Source organism: Arthrobacter sp. APC 3897 (assembly GCF_030407495.1).
Lineage (GTDB): Bacteria > Actinomycetota > Actinomycetes > Actinomycetales > Micrococcaceae > Arthrobacter_B.
Map to the genome: position 1 here is coordinate 44561 of NZ_JASDDG010000005.1, position 21283 is coordinate 65843.

The 21283-nt window shown below is 63.9% G+C and carries 21 protein-coding genes and 1 tRNA gene; 11 read left to right on the forward strand and 11 right to left on the reverse strand.

The features are described from left to right. Positions 1–198 precede the first annotated feature (198 nt). The 9 genes from QMA10_RS04040 to QMA10_RS04080 all read left to right on the forward strand — a co-directional run bounded on the left by QMA10_RS04040 (position 199) and on the right by QMA10_RS04080 (position 9398). Positions 199–1710 carry an MFS transporter gene (locus tag QMA10_RS04040; protein WP_290166360.1) on the forward strand — a complete coding sequence of 504 codons (1512 nt, stop codon included), beginning with the start codon at positions 199–201 and terminating at the stop codon, positions 1708–1710. A gap of 58 nt (positions 1711–1768) precedes the next feature. Further along, entirely contained in the window at positions 1769–2269 is a 501-nt protein-coding gene (locus QMA10_RS04045; RefSeq protein WP_290166361.1) for a MarR family transcriptional regulator, read from the forward strand. 76 nt (positions 2270–2345) lie between these two features. Further along, on the forward strand, positions 2346–3500 hold the full coding sequence (locus QMA10_RS04050; RefSeq protein ID WP_290166362.1) for a sugar phosphate nucleotidyltransferase: 1155 nt from the start codon (positions 2346–2348) through the stop codon (positions 3498–3500). 383 nt (positions 3501–3883) lie between these two features. Continuing rightward, complete coding sequence (gene rpmB / locus QMA10_RS04055) at positions 3884–4120, forward strand: 50S ribosomal protein L28 (RefSeq protein ID WP_104053173.1); 237 nt, start codon at positions 3884–3886, stop codon at positions 4118–4120. Continuing rightward, positions 4120–4287, forward strand: coding sequence for a 50S ribosomal protein L33 (gene rpmG / locus QMA10_RS04060; RefSeq protein WP_013602737.1), 168 nt, complete (start codon positions 4120–4122; stop codon positions 4285–4287). The genes rpmB and rpmG overlap by 1 nt, the downstream gene beginning before the upstream one ends. A 2-nt stretch (positions 4288–4289) precedes the next feature. Further along, on the forward strand, positions 4290–4595 hold the full coding sequence (rpsN, locus tag QMA10_RS04065; protein ID WP_104102015.1) for a 30S ribosomal protein S14: 306 nt from the start codon (positions 4290–4292) through the stop codon (positions 4593–4595). Between the two features lie 289 nt (positions 4596–4884). Continuing rightward, entirely contained in the window at positions 4885–5172 is a 288-nt protein-coding gene (locus QMA10_RS04070; protein ID WP_104053170.1) for an HU family DNA-binding protein, read from the forward strand. Between the two features lie 198 nt (positions 5173–5370). After that, positions 5371–7422, forward strand: coding sequence for a cytochrome c oxidase assembly protein (locus tag QMA10_RS04075; protein ID WP_290166476.1), 2052 nt, complete (start codon positions 5371–5373; stop codon positions 7420–7422). Next, on the forward strand, positions 7419–9398 hold the full coding sequence (locus QMA10_RS04080; protein WP_290166378.1) for an NHL domain-containing thioredoxin family protein: 1980 nt from the start codon (positions 7419–7421) through the stop codon (positions 9396–9398). Before QMA10_RS04075 ends, QMA10_RS04080 begins: the two co-directional genes overlap by 4 nt. Before the next feature lie 42 nt (positions 9399–9440). On the opposite strand, the gene QMA10_RS04085 is transcribed toward QMA10_RS04080, so the two are convergent. From QMA10_RS04085 to QMA10_RS04130, 10 genes are all read right to left on the reverse strand, one after another. Beyond that, positions 9441–10424 carry a hypothetical protein gene (locus tag QMA10_RS04085; protein ID WP_290166380.1) on the reverse strand — a complete coding sequence of 328 codons (984 nt, stop codon included), beginning with the start codon at positions 10422–10424 and terminating at the stop codon, positions 9441–9443. Between the two features lie 85 nt (positions 10425–10509). Then, on the reverse strand, positions 10510–11772 hold the full coding sequence (gene ugpC / locus QMA10_RS04090) for a sn-glycerol-3-phosphate ABC transporter ATP-binding protein UgpC (protein WP_290166382.1): 1263 nt from the start codon (positions 11770–11772) through the stop codon (positions 10510–10512). Between the two features lie 36 nt (positions 11773–11808). Next, positions 11809–12651 carry a carbohydrate ABC transporter permease gene (locus tag QMA10_RS04095; protein WP_290166384.1) on the reverse strand — a complete coding sequence of 281 codons (843 nt, stop codon included), beginning with the start codon at positions 12649–12651 and terminating at the stop codon, positions 11809–11811. After that, the gene (locus QMA10_RS04100; RefSeq protein WP_290166386.1) at positions 12651–13613 is read right to left on the reverse strand and encodes a sugar ABC transporter permease; all 963 of its coding nucleotides are present in this window, start codon (positions 13611–13613) and stop codon (positions 12651–12653) included. Before QMA10_RS04100 ends, QMA10_RS04095 begins: the two co-directional genes overlap by 1 nt. Continuing rightward, a complete protein-coding gene (locus QMA10_RS04105; RefSeq protein ID WP_290166387.1) occupies positions 13610–14923 on the reverse strand; it encodes an extracellular solute-binding protein in 1314 nt (437 codons plus the stop codon). Before QMA10_RS04105 ends, QMA10_RS04100 begins: the two co-directional genes overlap by 4 nt. A gap of 147 nt (positions 14924–15070) precedes the next feature. Then, positions 15071–15997, reverse strand: a complete 927-nt coding sequence (locus QMA10_RS04110; protein ID WP_290166389.1) for an AEC family transporter — start codon at positions 15995–15997, stop codon at positions 15071–15073. Positions 15998–16084: 87 nt separating this feature from the next. Continuing rightward, positions 16085–16155: transfer RNA gene (locus tag QMA10_RS04115), tRNA-Gly, on the reverse strand. 66 nt (positions 16156–16221) lie between these two features. Beyond that, entirely contained in the window at positions 16222–16497 is a 276-nt protein-coding gene (locus QMA10_RS04120) for a protealysin inhibitor emfourin (RefSeq protein ID WP_290166390.1), read from the reverse strand. Further along, positions 16494–17552 carry a M4 family metallopeptidase gene (locus QMA10_RS04125; protein WP_290166392.1) on the reverse strand — a complete coding sequence of 353 codons (1059 nt, stop codon included), beginning with the start codon at positions 17550–17552 and terminating at the stop codon, positions 16494–16496. Before QMA10_RS04125 ends, QMA10_RS04120 begins: the two co-directional genes overlap by 4 nt. Positions 17553–17660: 108 nt before the next feature. Then, a complete protein-coding gene (locus tag QMA10_RS04130; RefSeq protein ID WP_290166393.1) occupies positions 17661–18197 on the reverse strand; it encodes an SseB family protein in 537 nt (178 codons plus the stop codon). Between the two features lie 89 nt (positions 18198–18286). On the opposite strand from QMA10_RS04130, the gene kynA reads away from it, so the two are divergent. Both kynA and dcd read left to right on the forward strand, forming a co-directional pair. Beyond that, complete coding sequence (kynA, locus tag QMA10_RS04135) at positions 18287–19141, forward strand: tryptophan 2,3-dioxygenase (protein WP_290166394.1); 855 nt, start codon at positions 18287–18289, stop codon at positions 19139–19141. 43 nt (positions 19142–19184) lie between these two features. Continuing rightward, positions 19185–19760: a dCTP deaminase gene (gene dcd, locus QMA10_RS04140; protein ID WP_290166396.1), complete on the forward strand. Its 576-nt coding sequence runs from the start codon at positions 19185–19187 to the stop codon at positions 19758–19760. Positions 19761–19777: 17 nt separating this feature from the next. Here dcd and QMA10_RS04145 read toward each other — a convergent pair whose 3' ends face one another. Next, positions 19778–21148 carry an MFS transporter gene (locus tag QMA10_RS04145; protein WP_290166398.1) on the reverse strand — a complete coding sequence of 457 codons (1371 nt, stop codon included), beginning with the start codon at positions 21146–21148 and terminating at the stop codon, positions 19778–19780. Positions 21149–21283 lie beyond the last annotated feature (135 nt).

The following is a 21283-nucleotide window of genomic DNA, read 5'->3' on the forward strand; positions in this document are numbered from 1 at the left end:
CACACATTTTTTTGAATTCCCAGTAATTGCAGGGACAGCGGCACCGCGAATGTGCCCCTGAGAGAGGCCTCCGGGCACCGGTAATTCGGTAACCTGCGCTGTTTTTCCTAAACTTTATGGTCTGCCTGACGCCTTTTTGCAGCGTCCCGGCCGGTTGCTTCCGATACACGCAGCTGACTTCTAGGAAAGAAAGCCAACATGCCGAAAGATGCACCCACCCTCCGCCGCCCTGTCCTCAGGCGCCGGCGGCTCAAAGTCGATGACGTGAATGTTGTCAACAAATCAATGATGAAAAAGGCCGTCGGCGGAACCGTCGTCGGCAACACCATGGAATGGTTCGATATTGGTGTCTACGGCTACCTTGCCGTCACCATGGGTGCCGTTTTCCTGTCCGAGGCTGATGCCTCCGCCCAGCTCATCTTCAGCCTGGGCGTTTTTGCTGCCACCTTCCTGGCCCGCCCGCTCGGCGGGGTTGTGTTCGGCCGGCTGGGCGACCGCCTGGGCCGGCAAAAAACCCTGGCCGTCACCCTGATGCTGATGGCCGGTTCCACCTTTGTGATCGGACTCCTGCCCGGTTATGCCCAGATCGGCATGTGGGCTCCGATTCTGCTCATCCTGATGAAGCTGCTCCAGGGCTTCTCCACCGGCGGTGAATACGCCGGTGCCACCACCTTTGTCACGGAGTACGCCCCGGACAAGCGCCGCGGCTTCCTCTCGAGCATCCTGGACCTCGGCAGCTACATGGGCTTCGCCCTTGGCGCAGGAGTGGTGTCCGTCCTGCAGCTCACGCTCAGCGCCGAAACCATGCTGGACTGGGGCTGGCGTATTCCGTTCCTGGTTGCCGGTCCGCTGGGTTTGATCGCCATCTACTTCCGGCTCAAGATCGAGGAATCGCCGGCGTTCCAGGCAACCCTGGACGCGCAGGAAGCCAACGCAGCTTCGGAGAACCCCGACGGCGAAACGGCACCCCCGGGCACGCTGGCCATGATCGGCCTCTACTGGCGCCCGATTATCGTGGCCATGGTCCTGGTGGCCGCGGCCAACACCGTCGGCTACACCCTGACCTCTTACATGCCGTCCTACCTCACCGACTCGATGGGATACGACGCGCTGCACGGCACCCTCCTGACCATTCCCGTGCTGGTGGCGATGGCACTGTGCATCCCGCTGTGCGGAAAGCTGTCGGACCGCATCGGCCGCCGGCCGGTGCTGCTGATGGGTGCCGGGTCCACCATTGTGCTGGCCGTTCCGGCATTCCTGCTGATCGCCAACGGTCCCGTCTGGTCCACCCTGCTGGGACTGGGGCTGCTGGCCGTTCCCGTGACGCTCTACGTGTCCAACCTCGCCTCGGCACTGCCTGCACTGTTCACCACGGCGAGCCGCTACGGCGCCATGGGCATCTCCTACAACTTCGCTGTGGCAATCTTCGGCGGCACCGCACCGCTGATCATGCAGGGGCTGATCAACCTGACCGGCAATGAGCTGATGCCGGCCTTCTGGCTGATGGCAACCTCTGCCGTGGGTGCCGTGGCCGTGTACATCATGAAGGAATCCGCCAACCGGCCCATGCCCGGGTCCATGCCCAGTGTGGAGACGCACGAGGAAGCCCGGGAACTTGTCGCAACACAGGACGAAAACCCCCGGCTCGACGTCGCGGCCCTGCCGTTCGGCATCGAAAGTGCCGCTGAGTCAAAGCCGCAGGGGAACTGAAAGGCCGGCCCGCCCGCCAAATAATTGAAGGCTCAAGCAAATATGGGAGGATGGATCCATGAGCGACACCGAGCTTTCCTCTGTCCCCTGGCTGAGCCCCGATGAACGGCGGGCGTGGCTGGCGCTCTACGCCGTGGCTACACGGCTGAATCCCACCCTGGATGCGGACCTGTCCAAGCGGGCGCGAATCACGCTCTTTGATTACCATGTGCTGGCGATGACCTCCGAGGCCCCGCACCGTGCCCTGCCGATGAGTGAGCTGGCGGCCCGGTCCAATGCATCCCTCTCCCGGCTCTCGCACGTGGTGAAGAAGCTTGAAGGCCGCGGCTGGATGGAACGCTCACAGTCGCCGGACGATGCCCGCGTCACCATGGCAGCGCTCACCGACGACGGTATGGCAGCCCTGGCCGCGCTGGCCCCGGACCACGTCCGTTCGGTTCGGGACCTGGTTTTCGACGGACTGGATGCCCGGGACGTGAGCGACCTCGAACGCATTGGCCGGCGCATCCTGGGGCGTCTGGAACCGGGGAACAGCATCGTCGAAGACAACACCCCGTAAGGGGCGTCCGGGCTGTTTTGCTAGCCTTGAAGTAAATGGAGAGCAGTCAACAAGCATCCCGGCGAGAGGTACCACCATGCACACCCCCCGCATCCTGACCCTGATCCTTGCCGGCGGAACGGGGGGCCGTCTTGGCTCCCTCACCGACCACCGCGCCAAGCCCGCCATGCCCGTTGCCGGCTCCTACCGGCTCATCGACGTTCCGCTTTCCAACCTCCACAACAGCGGGTTGTCCGACGTATGGATCGTGGAGCAGTACAAGCCCAAGTCACTGAATGACCATTTGGTCAGCGGCCGCCCCTGGGACCTGGACCGGACCAACGGAGGCCTGCGGGTACTGCCGCCCTATCAGGGCGGCGAAGGAGAGGGGTTTGCCGAAGGCAATGCCGATGCCCTGTATCGTCAGGCCGACTATATCCGCGAATATGATCCGGACCTGGTCCTGGTGCTCAGCGCGGACCACCTCTACCGGCTCGATTACCGGGATGTTCTTGCCACCCACGGGCGCACCGGCGCCGCCCTGACCGTGGTTACCACCAAAATCCGCAGGAATCCCTCCGACCACGGTGTCGTGGAGGTTGAGGACGGCTTTGTGACCGGCTTCGAGTACAAGCCGGAAAAGCCCAAAACCGACCTCATTGCAGCTGAAATCTTCCTTTACGATGCATCCGTGCTGCTCAATGCCATGGACGAGCTCATGGAAAGGGACGGCCAGCTGGAGGATTACGGTGACCAGCTGATTCCCTACCTCGTGAAGACGGAGAAGGTGGCGGAGCACCGGCTGGACGGGTACTGGCGGGACATGGGTACCCCGAGCAGCTACCACGAGGGCCACATGGACCTCATTGACGGACGCGGGCTGGACTTCGATGACCCGCAGTGGCCCGTCCTGAGTGCCTCTCCGCGCCGCCTGCCCGGTTTCGTTGGGGTTGCGGCAAGGGTTTCGGGCAGTCTGCTCGCGCCCGGTTCACGGGTGGAAGGCACCGTCCGCCGCAGCGTGCTGGGCGCCGGTGTCCTGGTGGAAGCGGGTGCCGAAGTAGAGAACTGTGTTCTCCTGGGCGACGTGAGGGTCTGTTCCGGAGCGAAGCTGCGCAACGCCGTTGTGGACGCCGGAGCAGTAATTGGCGGCGGCACTGAACTCGACGGCGCCGGGCTGGATCCGGAAGCGGCAGTAGTGGTTGTTGGGGCCGACGGTGCTGTGGAAAGGCCGTCCTCACCGTCCGAGGGGTGAGGTCAGGCACCTTTTGCGGGTACAGTATCCCGCCGGTTTGAATGAAAGCCGGGTTGCCCCTAGGATAGAGAGGCGTTAAGTTGCGCCTATGTTCGACAAGGGGCTGCCGTGAGGCGGCCCGGGGAACATTTGCGCAGCCACCCGTATAAACCTAGAATTGAAGGCTGTCCCGGCAGATACTGCTTGGCATCCTGAACTTCACCGTCTTCCCCGCGGCGAGGCACTTCGGCTGGATCTCACCCCGCCAGGTTCACCTCCGGAAAGTCGCAGTAATAACGGTGTCAAAACTGGTGGCGGGACGCTCTTTATGGCAGGTGCTTAGGCAAACGCCCTGTGTCTGTTTTTTGAGGACCGTCATATTTACTACAACTGGAGGAGAGATCATGGCAGCTTATTGCCAGGTCACCGGAGCCATCCCCGGCTTTGGTCACAGCATTTCGCACTCGCACCGCCGCAACAAGCGCCGGTTCGACCCGAATATTCAGAAGAAGCGCTACTGGGTTCCGTCCCTGCGCCGCAATGTCACGCTGCAGGTTTCGGCCCGCGGCATCAAGACGATCGATGTGCGCGGTATTGACGCCGTCATCACTGACCTTATCGCGAAGGGTGTGAAGCTCTAGTGGCTAAGGACAAGGACGTACGTCCGATCATCAAGCTGAAGTCGACCGCCGGCACCGGGTACACCTATGTGACCCGCAAGAACCGTCGTAACGACCCGGACCGCATGGTCCTGAAGAAGTACGACCCGAAGATCCGCCAGCACGTCGAATTCCGTGAGGAGCGCTAAGAATGGCAAAGAAGTCCAAGATTGCCCGCAACGAGCAGCGCAAGGTCGTTGTTGAGCGCTACGCTGCAAAGCGCCTCGAACTGAAGAAGACCCTGGTTGACCCGAACGCCACCGACGAAGCCCGCGAAGCTGCACGCCTCGGCCTGCAGAAGCTTCCGCGCAACGCCTCGCCGGTTCGCCTGCGCAACCGCGACCAGATTGACGGCCGCCCCCGCGGTACCCTCCAGAAGTTCGGTATCTCGCGTGTGCGTTTCCGCAACATGGCACACGCCGGCGAACTGCCCGGTGTAAAGAAGTCCAGCTGGTAAGCACTGCTTCACCCGCTTGAAAAAGGGCGGCAACCTCTTCGGTTGCCGCCCTTTTGCATGCCCCGGAAAAGCCGGGCGGACCGTGCGGACAAAATCCGCGCCGTTGCGCGGAAAGAGGCTAAGGGTGAGGATGGGGCACATGGCACCTTTTTCTGGGCTAAAAGCTGAAAAAACCGCGAAAAACAGCGGATTTTTCCTGATTTTCGGGTGCGGACTGGTAAGTTTCCAACAGTGGCGGTTTCGCATCCGTGATCCGCTCGAGCTAACACCTAGTCCAGGAGGACATAAATTGGCTATGAACCGCAGTGAACTTGTTGCAGCAGTGGCAGAGAAGTCCGGCAACAGCCAGACGGCAGTGAACGGCGTTCTCGACGCTGTCTTCGACATCTTCGCAACCTCTGTTGCCAATGGCGAGAAGATCACCATCCCCGGATGGCTCGCAGTCGAGCGCACGGACCGCGCTGCACGTACGGGCCGCAACCCGCAGACCGGTGAAACCATTCAGATCCCGGCAGGCCACAGCGTCAAGCTGACCGCCGGCTCCAAGCTGAAGGCTGCCGTCTCCACCAAGAAGTAACTTCTTGCCGAGAGGCACCGGCCGGTACCTTCGGGTGCCGGCCTTTTGCGTCTAATTCGCCCAAATTTCTACCGTGGGTAGAGAATAGGTATCGTGCCTAAAACTGCGAACACCGATACCGCCGGCGCCGGCCGGGCGCCGGACACCAGCCTGCCGTCGGACGCTGCCGCGCCTGCCGGAGCGCTCCGCGGCAGTTGGCTGGCTGCTGCGGCCGCCGTTCTCTTCACGGCCCTTGCCGCGGCCCTGGTCTTTTCCGGAGCGGCCGCGGCACAGCAGCTTTCCGACCCCGGCGCACTGACCCGCTGGGCCCTGCCTGTTGCCAAGGCCGTGCAGAACGGTGCCATGGCCGCCGTCATCGGTGCGCTGGTGTTCTCCGTGGCCATCCTGCCGAAATCCCTGAAATTCACCCGGTCCCGCAAGGTGCGGGCGGACGAGCCCGAGCACCCCGCCTTTGCCAGGGCCCTGACACTGGCAGGGTATGCCTCAGCCGTCTGGACACTGGCCGCCGTGGCCGTGCTGGTCTTCACTTATTCGGATGTCTCCGGACTGCCGCTGAGCGGGGACGCCAGCTACACGCAGGGCCTGGGCGCCTTCGTCACTGATTTCTCCGCCGGCCGCGCCTGGCTTGCCGTGAGCATCATCGCTGCGGTGGTCACCACCCTGAGCTTCGGGGTCCGGTCCCTGAATGGTCTCGCGGCCACCACAGTGCTGGCCGCCGGCGCCATCGTTCCCATCGCCCTGGTGGGCCACTCGGCCGGCGGTGACGATCACAGCGCCGCCGTGAACTCCATCGGCCTGCATCTGGCCGGCGTGTGCCTGTGGATCGGCGGGCTCGTTGTCCTGGCCGTGATCTCCCGCCAGCTGGGCCCCATCACCGGTGTGGTGCTGCGGCGCTACTCGGCGCTTGCCGGTTTTGCCTTCGCGCTGGTCTTCCTCTCCGGCATCGTCAACGCCTCCCTGCGCATCACGTCGCTTTCCCAGCTGAATTCCGAGTGGGGGAACCTGGTCATCGTCAAGGCGGCGGCAACCCTGCTGCTGGGCGTTATCGGATTCCTGCACCGGCGGTGGATCATTCCCCAGCTTCCCGCCAAAATCCCCGGCTCCGCGGCCGGCTCCAGCGAACGGGGCGGCCCGCGGGCCAAGAGCGCCAACCGTATCCTCTGGCAGCTGATCGGCGTTGAGCTGCTCATCATGTCCGCTGTCTCCGGCGTCGCAGTTGCACTGGGCCGCACTGCCACCCCCCGGCCCGAAGAGCTGCCGCCCAACGCGTCTCCGGCACGGATCCTCACCGGATATGACCTGCCGCCGGAGCTGACCACGGAACGGTACCTCACCGAGTGGCGTTTCGACTGGCTGTGGGTCGCGATCGTGCTTGTCCTGGCGGTTTCCTACATCGCCGGCATGATCAAGGTGCGCCGGCGCGGTGACAAGTGGTCCGTGGTCCGTGCCCTGTGCTGGCTGTTCGGCCTTGCCGCGCTGACCTATGTCACGTCCGGCGCTCCTGCGGTGTACGGCATGGTGCTCTTCAGCACCCACATGCTGGCCCACATGTCCCTGACCATGGTGGTTCCGCTGTTCCTGGTACTCGGCGCACCGGTAACCCTGGCGCTGAAGGCGCTGAGGCCGCGCGGCGACGGCACCCGGGGGATCCGGGAATGGATCCTCATCGGTGTGCACTCCTGGTTCTCCAAACTGGTCACGAATCCCATTTTCGCGGCCGTCAACTTTGCCGGGTCCATTGTGATCTTCTACTACTCGGAGCTGTTCGGGTTTGCCCTGCGCCAGCACGTGGGCCACGAGCTGATGGTGGTGCACTTCCTGCTGACCGGGTACATCTTTGTCCTGACCATGATCGGCATCGACCCGCTGCCCTACCGGGCGCCCTATCCGCTGCGCCTGGTGATCCTGCTGGCCACGATGGCCTTCCACGCCTTCTTCGGTGTGGCGGTGATGGGCGGCACCTCGCTGATCCAGGCCTCCTACTTTGGCAATATGGGACGCGACTGGGGCCTGTCGGCCCTCGCTGATCAGCAGCTGGGCGGATCCATCATGTGGGGACTGGGGGAGATTCCCACGGTCATGGTGGCCATTGGCGTGGCACTGCAGTGGTCCCGGACTGATGCCCGTGAAACACGGCGTAAAGATCGGGCGGCCGAGCGGAATAATGATGCTGAGCTGACTGCTTACAACAATATGTTTGCCAATCTGGCCAAGCGGGATGCCAGCAGCTTTGAAGGAGACCGTAAATGACTGAAACCGTGCGCGCCGGATACCGGGTGCGGGCTTCCGCACTGGAGGGCCGCAACTGGCTCAACACCGGCGGCCGCCAGCTGGAGCTGGAAGACCTGCGCGGGAAGATCGTGCTCCTGGACTTCTGGACCTTCTGCTGCATCAACTGCCTGCACGTCCTGGACGAGCTCCGTCCGCTGGAGGAGAAGTATTCCGACGTTCTGGTGACGGTGGGCGTGCACTCACCCAAGTTTGAGCACGAGGCTGATCCCGTGGCCCTGGCCGCTGCGGTGGAACGCTACGAAATCCACCACCCGGTCCTGGATGACCCGGAGCTGATCACCTGGCAGGCCTACGCGGCCCGCGCCTGGCCGACGCTCGTGGTCCTGGACCCGGAAGGCTACATCGTGGCCAACCTGTCGGGTGAGGGGCACGCCGCCGGCCTCGAATCACTGATCAGCGAGCTGGTCGAAGAGCACGAGGCCAAGGGCACGCTGCACCGTGGAAACGGTCCGTACGTTCCGGCCGAACCCACCGCCGGCAACCTGCGTTTCCCCGGCAAAGCGGTTCCGCTTCCCGGCGGCACGTTCCTGGTGGCCGACACGGGACACCACCGCCTCGTGGAGCTTGAAGCGGACCTCACCACCGTGCGCACGGTCATCGGCGAGGGCACCAAGGGATGGCGCGACGGCGAAGCCGGCACGGCACAGTTCAACGAACCCCAGGGGCTGGCCGTCCTGCCGGCCGCCGCGGCGAAGCAGGCGGGGTACGACGTCGTGGTGGCTGACACGGTCAACCACCGGCTGCGCGGCGTGGCCCTGAGCTCCGGAACAGTCACGACGGTTGCCGGAAACGGCGTACAGCGCCTCCTGGACGCCGGCAACCAGACAAAGCGGGCTCCGGGTGCAGACCATCCCTCCGAAGCCGCCTCAGCGGGACACAGCGCCGCTTCCGGCTCCGAGTCCGTTCAGCAGCTGCTCGGAACCGACCCGCTGGCCGTGTCCCTGTCCTCCCCGTGGGACGTAACCTGGTCCTCCTCGCTGGACCGCCTGGTGGTAGCCATGGCGGGCACACACCAGATCTTCAGCTTTGATCCGCTCACCGGTGCGCTGGGCATCCTGGCAGGCACCGGTCTGGAAGGCCTGCTCGACGGCGACGGTGCCGAGGCCTGGTTTGCCCAGTCCTCCGGTCTGGCCGAGGACGCTGAGGGCAACATCTGGGTTGCCGACTCGGAAACCTCCGCGGTGCGCCGGCTGGCCTTCACCGAGGCCGACGGCGGGACCCGGGTGTCAGTCAGCACCGCTGTCGGTGCCGGGCTCTTTGACTTTGGTTTCCGCGACGGCGCTGCCGCAGAGGCACGGTTGCAGCACCCGCTGGGTGTTGCCGTGCTGCCGGACGGTTCGGTGGCGATTGCTGACACCTACAACGGCGCAGTCCGCCGCTACGACCCGGCAACTGAGACCGTTTCCACCCTGGCCCGGGGGCTTTCCGAGCCTTCCGGCGTCCTGGTGGATGCCACTGCGGATGAGCCGCTCCTGATCGTGGTGGAGGCCAATAAGCACGAACTGGTGCGGGTGCCCATCCCCAAGGAAGCCCAGTCCGTGGATGAGGGTGCCCGGCAGACCCAGCGGCCGGCCAGCCCCATGGCAGCGGGCACGGTGGCGCTTTCCGTCCGTTTCGCCGCCCCCAAGGGCCAGAAGCTGGACGACCGGTGGGGAGATCCCACCCAGCTGAAGATCTCATCCTCTCCGGAGGAACTGCTGGTTTCCGGCGGCGGCACGTCCACCGGCCTGACGCGTGAGCTGGTGCTTTCGGACCAGGTATCCGGCGGTGTCCTGCACATCACGGCACGCGCCGCAGCCTGCGACGGTGAGCCCGGCGGTGAGATCCCCGATCACGCCGCCTGCCACCTCTACCAGCAGGACTGGGGTATCCCGGTAACCATCGACGCCGCGGGAGATACGGAGCTCACCCTGGACCTGCGCGGTCTCGACTAGCGGTACCTGCGGGGCTGCCCGGCCGGAAACGTCCGGCCGGGCTTAGTCGATGAGGGGAGTGACGGATACCCCGCCTGCGCCCACGGACAGCTGCGCCGCGAAGCTGAAGTCCTTCTCGACCTCCAGCGGGCTCCTGGCGCCGCTGAAGAGGTCCGTTTGTTCAGCGGTGAGGCGCGCCCTGCCGTTGAGCGGAGAGAGTACCCACTTCCCTGACACTGAACGAATATTGACTTCCGGATACTGGATGATGTCCCACACGATGGGGGGCTGGACCCGGTTGTCAGTGAAGTGGAAGAACGGGCAGCCCGGCGGGGCAAGCCGGTCCCGGGCACTGGTGCAGCCGGCGAGGAATCCGCGGACCTCGGCATCCACGGCGTCTGTCAGCGCTTCGGTGGCCTCGGTGGCCAGCGTCAGGGAGAGCGTTTCGCGCGGCGACGTCAGCACTCCCGTTTCCGACGGAGCCGCGAAGAACTCCGACTCGTAGGACGTTTCCACACGTGCAGGGTAGAAGGAAGCAAACGTGGTGGTCTCTTCAGGCAGTGCAACCTGAACGCCGTTGAGGACCGCTTCACGCTGGCTTGGGGCGGTGACCGTCACTGTTGGCAGGACCGAAGGCACAAAGGACCACCGGTCAAAGAAAAACCAGTCCTTTTCAACGCGGGCCAGGCGGAAGGTGCTCCGCGCTTCTTCGTCTCCCACGGTGTAGGTGACGTCCATGTCCACCCTGTTGTCACCGGCGTCGCGGGGCTCGCCAATCTGAATCAGCTCAAGATCCGCGGCGGCGGCCCGCAGCGCGTCTCCGTCCAGCAGTGCGGCATTGGACTGCGGAACCTTTGCGGAGAGCAGCCCAAGGGCACGTTCCCCGTCTCCTTCTTGGAGGGCCTCGAAGTAGCTGCTTATCTGCTGCCCGGGGCCGTACACCTTGGCGTTGACGAAGTGGATGACAACCACCGCCGCCGCAACGGTGAGCATGAAGGCAAGCAGCCAGGCGGCCACTGCTTTGATGACTGACGTTGTTCCCTGCACCGATCAAACGATACCGGGTGGAACAGGCGAAGCCCGGACAGCGGGCCGCCGCCGTCGGGGCTTCGCCGGGAAATCCGCCGGAACTTTAGTTTCCGCTGCCCACCTTGTCATTCTCGCGGGCCATGGCAATCTCTTCTGCGCGTGCGGCGTTGGCTTCTTCGGTCAGCTCAGCGCCTGCCTGTGCGTCGCGGGTGAGGTTGTCCCCCGTCTCCGGATCGAACAGATGCACCTTGCGGGTGTCCAGCCACAGCTCGGCGTCACGTCCGCCGCGGATGCGGGAGGCGGCGTCGAGGGTAACCACGATCTGCGGCCGCAGCTCGTCGGCATCCATGTCCCGGGCCAGGTTGTCCAGGAGTTCCTTGACCTCGGCGTCCGGATGGAAGGGGATGTAGCCGTACTGTTCGTTGCCCAGCCATTCGGTGTGGCTGATGGGAGCGGTGAACACTGAGCCGTGGGGGCGCTTGGCTTCGTCGACGAACTTGGCGTCCTCGAAGAATTCCGGCCGAAGGCCTACCAGCACAATGTCCTTGCCGGCGGCCTTCGCTGCCTTCTCCTGCGGAATCGTCAGATCCCCCACGGCAGTCCGCAGTACATTGCCGTCCAGCGTGGCCGGCAGGAAATTCATGGACGGAGACCCGATGAACCCCGCCACGAACAGGTTGATGGGCTGTTCGTAGAGCTCACGCGGGGAGGCCACCTGCTGGAGGACCCCCTTCTTCAGCACAGCCACCCGGTCTCCGAGGGTCATGGCTTCGGTCTGGTCGTGGGTCACATAGACGCTCGTCACGCCCAGGCGGCGCTGCATCTGCGAAATTTCAGACCGCATCTGGCCTCGCAGTTTTGCGTCCAGGTTGGAGAGCGGCTCATCGAAGAGAAAGGCATCAGCCTGGCGGACAATGGCACGGCCCATGGCAACCCGCTGGCGCTGGCCGCCGGAAAGGTTGGCAGGCTTGCGGTCCAGGTGCTCGGTCAGCTCCAGGGTGGCGGCTGCATCGCTGACCAGTTTGTCGATCTGTTCGTTGGTGTACTTGCCCTTGGCCAGACGCAGCGGGAACGCAATGTTCTCGTACACAGTCAGGTGCGGGTAGAGGGCATAGTTCTGGAACACCATGGCGAGGTTGCGGTCACGCGGTGCCTTGTCATTCACCCGCTCCCCGTTGATCAGCAGATCTCCGGACGTGATGTCTTCAAGCCCCACGATCATCCGCAGGAGAGTGGACTTTCCGCAGCCGGACGGGCCAACCAGGATGATGAACTCGCCGTCAGCGATGTCAAGGCTGACATCGTTGACCGCCGGGAAGCCGTCTCCGTATTTCTTGACGAGGTTGTTGAGGGTGATCGATGCCATGAGAACAAATCCTTTTCTTCGACCGGACGCGGGCGCTTAGCCCTTGACGGCGCCCTGGGTTAGACCCGAGACGATCTGGCGCTGGAACGCCAGCACCAACACGACCACGGGAATGGTGACAATGATTGCGGCCGCCGAAATGGCGCCCGTCGGCTCTTCGAACTGGGATGCACCGGTAAAGAATGCCAAGGCTGCAGGCACCGGCCGGGCCGCATCGGTAGAGGTCAGCGAAATGCCGTAGACGAAGTCATTCCAGGCGATAAAGAAGGCAATGATCGCCGTCGTGAACACACCGGGCGCCGCCAGCGGAACAATGGCCTTGCGGAATGCCTGCCACGTAGTGGCGCCGTCCACCTGGGCGGCCTGTTCCAGCTCCCAGGGAATCTGCCGGAAAAAGGCGGCGAGGGTCCAGATGGAGATCGGCAGGGTCAGCGACAGGTACGGGATGATCAACCCGAGCCAGGTGTCGTACAGGCCGATGTTCCGCCAGAGATTGAACAGCGGGGTCACGATGGAAATCACCGGGAAGATCGACACGCCGAGAGCGGTGGTCAGGATCAGCTTCTTGCCCGGAAAGTCCAGCCGTGCAATGGCGTAGGCGCAGAGCGTTGCCAGGACCACGGCAACGAACGTTGCAATCAGGGAGATGCCGATGGAGTTGCGCAGGGCGGAGAGGAAGAGGTCCTGGGCATCTCCTACCAGGATTTCCTCATAGTTCGTGGTGGACCAGGTGTTGGGGAGGAAAGTCCCCGAGGTCAGGTCGCTGGGGATCTTGAAGGAGGTGGCGAGGATGGACGCCACCGGGAACAGTGCGTAGACAATGACCACAATCGAGATGATGGTCCAGGTCACTCTCCGACGGACGGGTGAGGACTTCATTAGTTACCCCCTCGTGCACCGGTGAGGTCCACCTTGAACAGTTTGATGGCGATGAAGCAGATGATGATCACGCAGAGGAACAGCAGCACTGAAATGGCGGAGCCCATGCCGATCTCCAGCCGGGAGATGGAGGTGCGGTAGGCCAGCAGCGACAAGACCTCGGTTCCGTAGGCGCCGTTGGTCATGATGTAGACGTTGTCGAAGATGCGGAACGCGTCCAGTGCCCGGAACAGGACGGCAACCATGATGGCGGCCTTCATGTTCGGCAGGATGACCCGCCCCATCCGCTGCCACCAGGTGGCGCCGTCCACTTCCGCGGCTTCAGTCAGCTCGCCGGGAACCTGGGCCAGGCCGGCGAGCAGGAGCAGCGAAATGAACGGCGTGGTCTTCCAGATTTCCGAGGCAATGATGACAAACAGTGCCGTGGGGCCGTCGGCGAACCAGTTCAGATCAGGGCTAATGCCCGGAACCCAGTCGAACCAGTGGTTGATGTACCCGGAGTTGATATCGAAGGCGTAGAACCAGGCAAACGCAGACACCACGGTAATGATTCCGTAGGGGACGAGGATGGCGGTGCGCAGCCAGCCCCGAACAGCCTTCAGCGCACTGTTCATCACCAGGGCAAGGGCGAAGCCAAGAACCAGTTCCACAGCCACGGTAATGACCGTGATCAGGAGCGTTACGCCGAGGTCGCGCCAGAAGACACTGTCGGTGAGGATAACGCCGTAGTTGCCCAGACCGATGAACGCACGGTCATCCGGTGCGGTCAGCCGGTACTTGAACAAGGAGTCCCACAGGGCCAGCAGGATCGGATAGGCGGTAACCGCCAGCATGATGATGAATGCCGGTCCGGCCAGCCACAGGCCGAGCCGGCGCTCGGCCCTGGCCCGGTCGCTCAGGCGCGGCTTGGCGGGCTTGGGTGCGGGTGCAGCTCCCCGCTTAGCTTCTACCGAAGTACTCACAACAGCTTCTCCCCTTTCAGGACCGCAAGGATGAACTCGGAGCTGGTTGCCGGCGTGGTTGCCGGATCGACGGCGCTGGGCGGGGTCCACGTCTGCTGAATGCCGGTCGAAACCTCGTTGTAGTACGGGGTTTGCGGCCGGGGCTTGGAAAGCTCAAGCGATTCGCGGATGGTTTCCGCCATTGGGAAGGTATCGGAAATGCCCGGGGCATTGTAGGCATCGGTGTTGGCCGGGGGGTTGCCGTTGGTGGTGAAGTAGAGGGACTGGTTCTCCGGGCTCACGATGCACTCGATGGCCTGGTAGGACAGGTCCTGGTGCTTGCTGTCCGCACCCACTCCGAGGTTGATGCCTCCGAGCGGGGGAGCGGTGTCTTCACCGGCGTTGACCTGCGGATACAGTGTCCAGCCGATGTCCTCAATCAGGCCTGCCGGCAGGGTTCCCGCTTCCACTGCCGCATTGGTGGCCGGCCAGACGAAGGGGTAGTTGACCATGAACGAGCCCTGGTCCCCCTGGAACTGGATCATGGAGGTGTTTTCGGTCTGGGTGGGAAGCCCGGGGCCGCCCAGGCCTTCCTTGCCGATGGCGGAGACAATTTCCGCGGCCTGGGTTCCGGCTTCGGATTCGAGCCCCAGCCGGATTTCATCCGCAGGGGCATCGGGATTCTCGACAATGGCTCCGCCGGCCGATTCCACCAGGGCGTTGACCCACACAGTCATGGATTCGGCACGCGCGCCCTGAACACCCAGGAATTTGCCCTGGCCGGCGGCGGCGTCGATGAGCTGCTGCCAGGTGACCGGCTGGCTCATGTCCAGGCCGGCGGCCTCCGCCACCGACTTCCGGTACCAGAGAATCTGCGTGTTGGCCCAGAACGGGACAGCTACCACCTTGTCCTTCCAGGTGGCTCCGGTCAGCGCGCCTTCGACCACATTCTGCGTGGTGCGCTCAGCAACGTCTTCCGGAACCGGGGCGAGGTAACCGGGTTCGGCAAGCTCCGGAACGAACGGCGGATCCAGGCTCATGATGTCCATGGTGTCGTCGCCGGCGGCGAGGCGGCGGGCCAGCTGCTCCCGTTGCGCTCCCGCATCGCTGGGCAGCAGCGAAGTCTCAATGGTGTAGGCCCCGTCCGCCTGGTCCGTGCAGATCTGGGCGATCGTCGCCTGTCCGCCGTCATCAGGGTTGATGTACCAGGTGAGGGTTGGGGGACCTTCTTCGGAGGAACAGCCGGTCAACAGCGTCGCTCCGATGGCGAGGGCAATCCCCGCAGCTGCACGCGCCCGTTTGCGGGGCCGGCCGTAGTGTCTCGCATCCATTGGCATCGGTGTTGTGCCTCCACCTCGTCGTAGGCGCGGATAGATGGAACTTTCCGCAAGGCTGCCACCCTAAGCAGCCTTTCGAAATGACACTATGCCTTGGGTATGAATTCCGCCACTCTCAGGGCCGGTGGACGCAGAGAAACATCAGGTCAAGAGTGCAGCAATGACTGTCAGGACCGGAAGGGAGAGGATGGTGGTCAGCAAAACGGTGTCCTTGGCGACGAGTTCTCCCTGCCCGTACCGGTTCGCTGCAACGAAGACATTCTGGGCGGTGGGCAGCGCAGCGGTGACGACGACGGCAAACAGCAGGGCGCCTTCCATCCCCAGGATGTACCGCGCCAGGGCGTAGGCCAGCAGCGGCTGCAGCACCAGTTTGAATGCTGTGGCGAGCAGGACATCGGCGCGGCGGCCGCCGTCGCGCTCCAGGAGCCGGGACCCCACGAGGGAGATGCCGAAGGCCAGCAGCATTGCCGGTACCGCAGCTCCGCCGATGAGGGTGACCGGCTCCAGGATAATGACCGGCAGCGTGAGTCCCGTGCCGGCCAGGAACAAGCCGATCAAGGTACCGATGATGATCGGGTTGCGCACGATTTGGCCCAGGAACGTGCGCAGTGAGGTCCGCCGCCCGCTGGTCGCCGAATCCAGGAGCATCAGGAACAGCGGAGTGAAGAAGGCCATCTGGAAAATCAGGACCGGGGCTATAAGGGCGGCGTCCCCCAGAACATAGACGGCTATGGGCAGGCCCAGATTGGCACCGTTGACCAGCGACGACGACATGGCCGAGATTAGTGTCTCGGGCAGGGGACGGCGCAGCCACCAGCGGGTGCTCAAGACAAAGATGCCGGCTGTCACCACGGCACTGGCAGCCGCTACGAGCAGCGGCAGGGAAAAGACGGTGTGCAGGTCCGCGTCACTGAGGGTGACGAGCAGCAGAGCCGGGGAGGCAACGAAGAACGCCAGCCGGCTCAGGACATTCTGCGCGTTTGCGCCCAGCACCTTCAGCCTGCCGATCAGGTATCCCGTAAGGATGATGATCCAGACAACGGTGAACCCGGTAAGTACCCCCAACACCGGCCCAGTATATCCCCGGCAGAAACCATCGCAGACAACAAAAGACCCCTCTGAATCACGGCGGATTCGCAAGGGGTCTTTTCCGGGAGCGGGCGACGGGAATCGAACCCGCGTATCAAGCTTGGGAAGCTAGCGCTCTACCATTGAGCTACGCCCGCAGCGACGGAAGGTTCCGGCACAAAAAACCACTTTACATGGAACCTGCCCCGCGCCGAATTCCGTGTTCATGCGCCGTCGCCGCCCTCCGCTTCCTTCCCGCCCTGCCGCGCGAGTTCCACCAAGTCCCGCCATTTGCCCCGGACACACTGCTCGGGCAGGGTGACAGCGGCCGGGCCCACACTGATTTCGTAGATAAACCGGTCCGAGCCCGCGGGTTTTTCCGGCGGCGGTTCCTGCAGCAGCGGAAGCCACTCCCGCTCGGCCTCCTCAGCACTCACCTGGGTGCTCCACACCCGGGTGAGCCCCGCGAATCCGCCGGTGCGGATGACGACAATCTTCACGGCTGCACGCCCACGGCTTCCCAGGCATCGGAGACGGACTCGTATTCCGCACTCGCGCTGCCGTAGCGCTTGTCCGCCGCAGCGAGCGTTGCGGCCGCAAAGCGGGAGAACGTGCAGTCCTCGGGGAGATCCTGTTCGGTGAGGGTGTCGTACCAGATTTGACCGGCCCGTTCCCAGGCGAAATTACCCATGGCCGTTGCCGCCAGATAGAACGCATGGTTCGGAATGCCGGAGTTGATGTGGACTCCTCCGTTGTCCGCTTCAGTGTCAACGTAATCCGCCATAGTGGCCGGCTGCGGATCCCGGCCCAGGACGTCGTCGTTGTAGGCCGTGCCGGGAGCCTTCAGGGACCGCAGCGCTTCTCCCGTCACCTGGGCGGTGAACAATCCCGCCCCCACCAGCCACGTTGCCCGGGCTGCCTCCTGGCGCAGTAGTTTCTGCTCGACCAGGACACCGAAAACGTCTGCTGCCGATTCGTTCAGGGCCCCGGCCTGGCCGGAGTACTCAAACCCGGAGGTGTACTGGACCACTCCATGCGTCAGCTCGTGGCCAATGACCGTCAGGGATTTTGTGAACCGCTGGAAGATCTCGCCGTCGCCGTCGCCGAAGACCATCCGTTCACCGTTCCAGAACGCGTTGTCATATTCACGGCCGTAGTGGACGGTTGCCGCCAGCGTCCCGCCGGTGCCGTCCACAGACGTCCTGCCGTAGCTGTCGCGGAAAAGCGCGTCAGTGGCTCCAAGTCCTTCATAGGCCTCGTCCGCCGCCGCATCACCGGTAGGTGCGTCGCCCTCTTTCCGCACCAGGGTGCCGGGAAGAACCTCGCGTTCTTCGGCGTCGGACACTTCACGGCGCAGGGAGGGCGCCGCCGCTGTGCCCCGCGCAGAAGCCGGGGGCCGCAGGGACCGTGACCGGGCCTCGTGGACGGGCGGCAGTTCAGCGAGTGCCCGCCGGGCTGCGTCTGCGGCCCGCTGGTATGTGCCGTCCTGAAGGTCGGCGATGCGCGCCAGAAGATAGGGGGGAACAATCGAACACGTCTTGCTTGAACAGATCATGCTGTCCTCCGGGGTCCGGGTCAGGGCAACTGGTTTCCCTGTACACCTGTGGCCCCAGCCTAGGGCCCCCCTCCGACAGTGCAAGAGGGGAGGCCGCGAAGCCTGCGCTTAGCTGCCGGCTTCGTCTGCGTTGCCGGTTTTGTCCGTGCCGCCGCCCGCTGCCCGGTTAGCTGCGGCCTGGTCATAGGCGGCCACAATGGCGGCAATTCCCTCCGGACCCAGTTCCAGTCCGAGGTTGCTGCCGGGGTTGATGGCCAGCCCGTAGCCCTCAGCGATGCTGCGCAGAGTTGCCTCGCCGCCGGCTTTGACCATCACCGGTGCGGCTTCGCGGATCTGCTCCGGTACCCGTCCGGCGCTGGTGAACGTGGCGGCGACGGCGGAGTCCCCTTCAGGAGCCTTCAGCACCAGGGCCTGGAAGGATGCGGGATCGTTCTCATCGAGCAGCCGGCCGACGCTGAGCAATTCCGACTCGCAGATGCGGGCCACCAGCTCCTGGCTGGTGATCCGGCCTTCCTGGCCGGCGAGGATGGCTTCTTCCAGCGCCGCGGCACCTTCGGGATCCTGATACTGTGCCTGGCCGGGCAGCATGCCGTCCGTTTCCGCTGCGGTGCTCTCAGCGCCGGTGCTGTCTGTGTTCTCTGTCATGGTGTCTCCTCGAGTACTCGGTATCTGCCAAAGGCCCAGCCGCAAGTCTGGCACAGCGGCAGGGGGGTGAATCAAGCTACGGTAGGAGAATGAGCGTCAGCAGGAACACCCGAAACCTGGAGCCGGGCATTGAGCGGGACTTCACCGACAAGATGAGTTACGGCTCTTATCTGGCACTGGATGAGCTGCTGGCTGCGCAGCATCCGGTAAGCAGTCCGGAGCATCACGACGAGATGCTCTTCATCATCCAGCACCAGACCTCGGAGCTGTGGCTGAAGCTTGTCCTGCATGAACTGCGGGCCGTCCGATCCAACCTGGCTGCGGATGATCTGCGGGCCGCAATGAAGGGCATCGCCCGGATCAAGCACATCCAGCGCTCGCTGACCGAGCAGTGGTCGGTGCTGGCGACGCTGACGCCGTCGGAATATGCCGGGTTCAGGGGGGATCTGGGCGCCTCGAGCGGATTCCAGTCCTATCAGTACCGCGCCGTGGAGTTCCTGCTGGGCAACAAGAACGCCGCAATGGTCAACGTTTTCGCTGCCGATCCTGCAGCACAGGCACTGCTCACCGAACTGTTGGAACAGACCAGCATCTATGACGAGTTCATCCGGTTCCTGCACCGCCGGGGTTATGCCGTGCCCGAAGAACTGCTCCACCGCGACGTTACGCAGGCACATGTGGCCAATGAAGGACTGATGCGTGTTTACAAACACGTTTATGAGAACGCCGCACAGAACTGGGACGTTTACGAGGCCTGCGAAGAGCTGGTGGACCTGGAAGACAACTTCCAGCTCTGGCGCTTCCGCCACCTGAAGACCGTGGAGCGCACCATTGGATTCAAGCGGGGGACCGGGGGATCCTCCGGAGCGTCCTTCCTCCAGCGGGCGCTGGAGTTGACGTTTTTCCCTGAGCTGTATGCCGTCCGGACGGAGATTGGCCGCTGAGAGCCCGGCAGGCAGCCCGGCGGGCATGCGCTATTTTTAGATAGTGCTGATTTCTGACCGCGACATCCGAACCGAAATTGCCGACCAGCGGATCGTCCTTGATCCCTACGATCCCGGAATGGTTCAGCCTTCCAGCGTGGACGTGCGTATTGACCGGTTTTTCCGGCTCTTCGACAACCACAAGTACGCCCACATTGATCCGTCAGCGGACCAGCCGGACCTGACCCGCCTGGTGGAAGTTGATCCGGACGAGCCGTTCATACTGCATCCGGGGGAATTTGTCCTCGGGTCCACCTACGAGACGGTCACCCTGCCCGATGACATCGCGGCACGGCTTGAGGGCAAGTCCTCGCTGGGCCGGCTCGGGCTGCTGACGCACTCCACCGCCGGCTTCATTGACCCCGGCTTTTCCGGGCACGTCACCTTGGAACTGTCCAATATGGCCACGCTGCCGATTAAGCTGTGGCCCGGTTCCAAGATTGGTCAGCTCTGCTTCTTCCGCCTGAGCTCCCCGGCGGAACATGCCTACGGGTCGGGACAGTACGGCAACCGCTACCAGGGCCAGCGGGGCCCGACGGCGTCGCGCAGCCACCTGAACTTCCACCGCACCGAGATTTAGCGCGGGGGCTGCCCCGCTCAGACCTCCGGAACCACCGCGCGCGGTGCTTTGCCCGGTGCCTGGACCGGCAGCAGCACCAGCAGGCCCGCGAGCAGCACCAGCAGGATCCCGAGGATCCCGTACCGCTGGGCGCCGAAAATGGTGATGAAGACAGCAAACATGGTTGGCGCCAAGAAGCTCACGGCACGGCCCGTGGTGGCATACAGCCCAAACAGTTCAGCCTCTTCGCCGGCCGGAGCAAGCCGGGCCAGAAAGGCACGGGACGCCGACTGGGCCGGGCCCACAAACAGGCAGAGCAGCAGGCCGAAAATCCAGAACGTGGTGTCACCGCTCCACTGCAGTCCGAACAGGCTCTGCTCCCCGGCACCGAACAGGGCAATCACTCCGCCGGAAACCAGCAGGCCGACGAGCGAGAAGACGATGACCTTCTTGGGGCCTGCGCGGTCATCAAAGAACCCGCCGGCAACGGCGCCCACGGCAGCCACCACGTTGCCGACGATGGCAAACACGATGACCTCGGACAGGGACCAGCCGAAGGTTCCTCCGGCAATGATCCCGCCGAAAGTAAACACGGCGGCCAGACCGTCACGGAACACCGCGCTGGCGAGCAGGAACCAGATTGTGTGCGGACTGGTCTTGTAGATGGCCTTGACGCGGCGGAACAGCAGTCCGTAAGAGGCCAGGAAGCCCAGGCTCGCGGCCCGCTCCTGGCGCGGAACCTCGGGAACCGCGAACAGGACGGGCAGCGCAAAGACAGCGAGCCAGACGGCGGCAAACAAGGCTACGGCGCGGATGTTCAAAGCGTCTTCCGACGTGACACCGAACCAGCCCACGTCCGGATTGATGAAGCCCGCCAGTACCAGGGCCAGGGCAGCGACGCCGCCCACGTAACCCATGCCCCAGCCGAAACCGCTGACCCGGCCGACCGTTGCCGGAGTCGAAATCTGGGACAGCATGGCGTTGTAGTTCACACCGGCAAACTCACTGAAGACGTTCCCCAGTGCAATCAGTGCGACCCCGAGCAGCAGGAATTCCGGCCGGGGAAAAACGAAGAAGCACAGGGCGGTGACCAGGCATACCAGTGCCGTGTTGATACCCAGCCACAGCCGGCGCCGGCCGCCGGCATCCGATCGCTGCCCCATGACCGGAGCGAGCACTGCAACCGCCACCCCGGCCAGTGCAATGCCGTACCCCAGGACAGAGGAAGCATGGTCTTCCCCGCCGAAGCTCTCCGACGTGAGGTACACCGTAAAGACGAACGTTGTCATGACGGCGTTAAAGGCCGCGGACCCCCAGTCCCAGGAGGCCCAGGCGAGGACCTGCCGCTTCCGGTACCGCGGAGGCGGCCCGCCCGGCCGGGCGCTGCGAACTTCTGTGTTGGAGACCATAGGCAGATGCTATAGGTGCCGTGGCCGGGTCCGGGACACAACCCGTACCCCGGCATGTCCCGGGCGGGAGAAGAAACACACGAATACGGCTGGGGTGTATGCCATGAGTAGAATAGATATACGCCCTCTGACCAC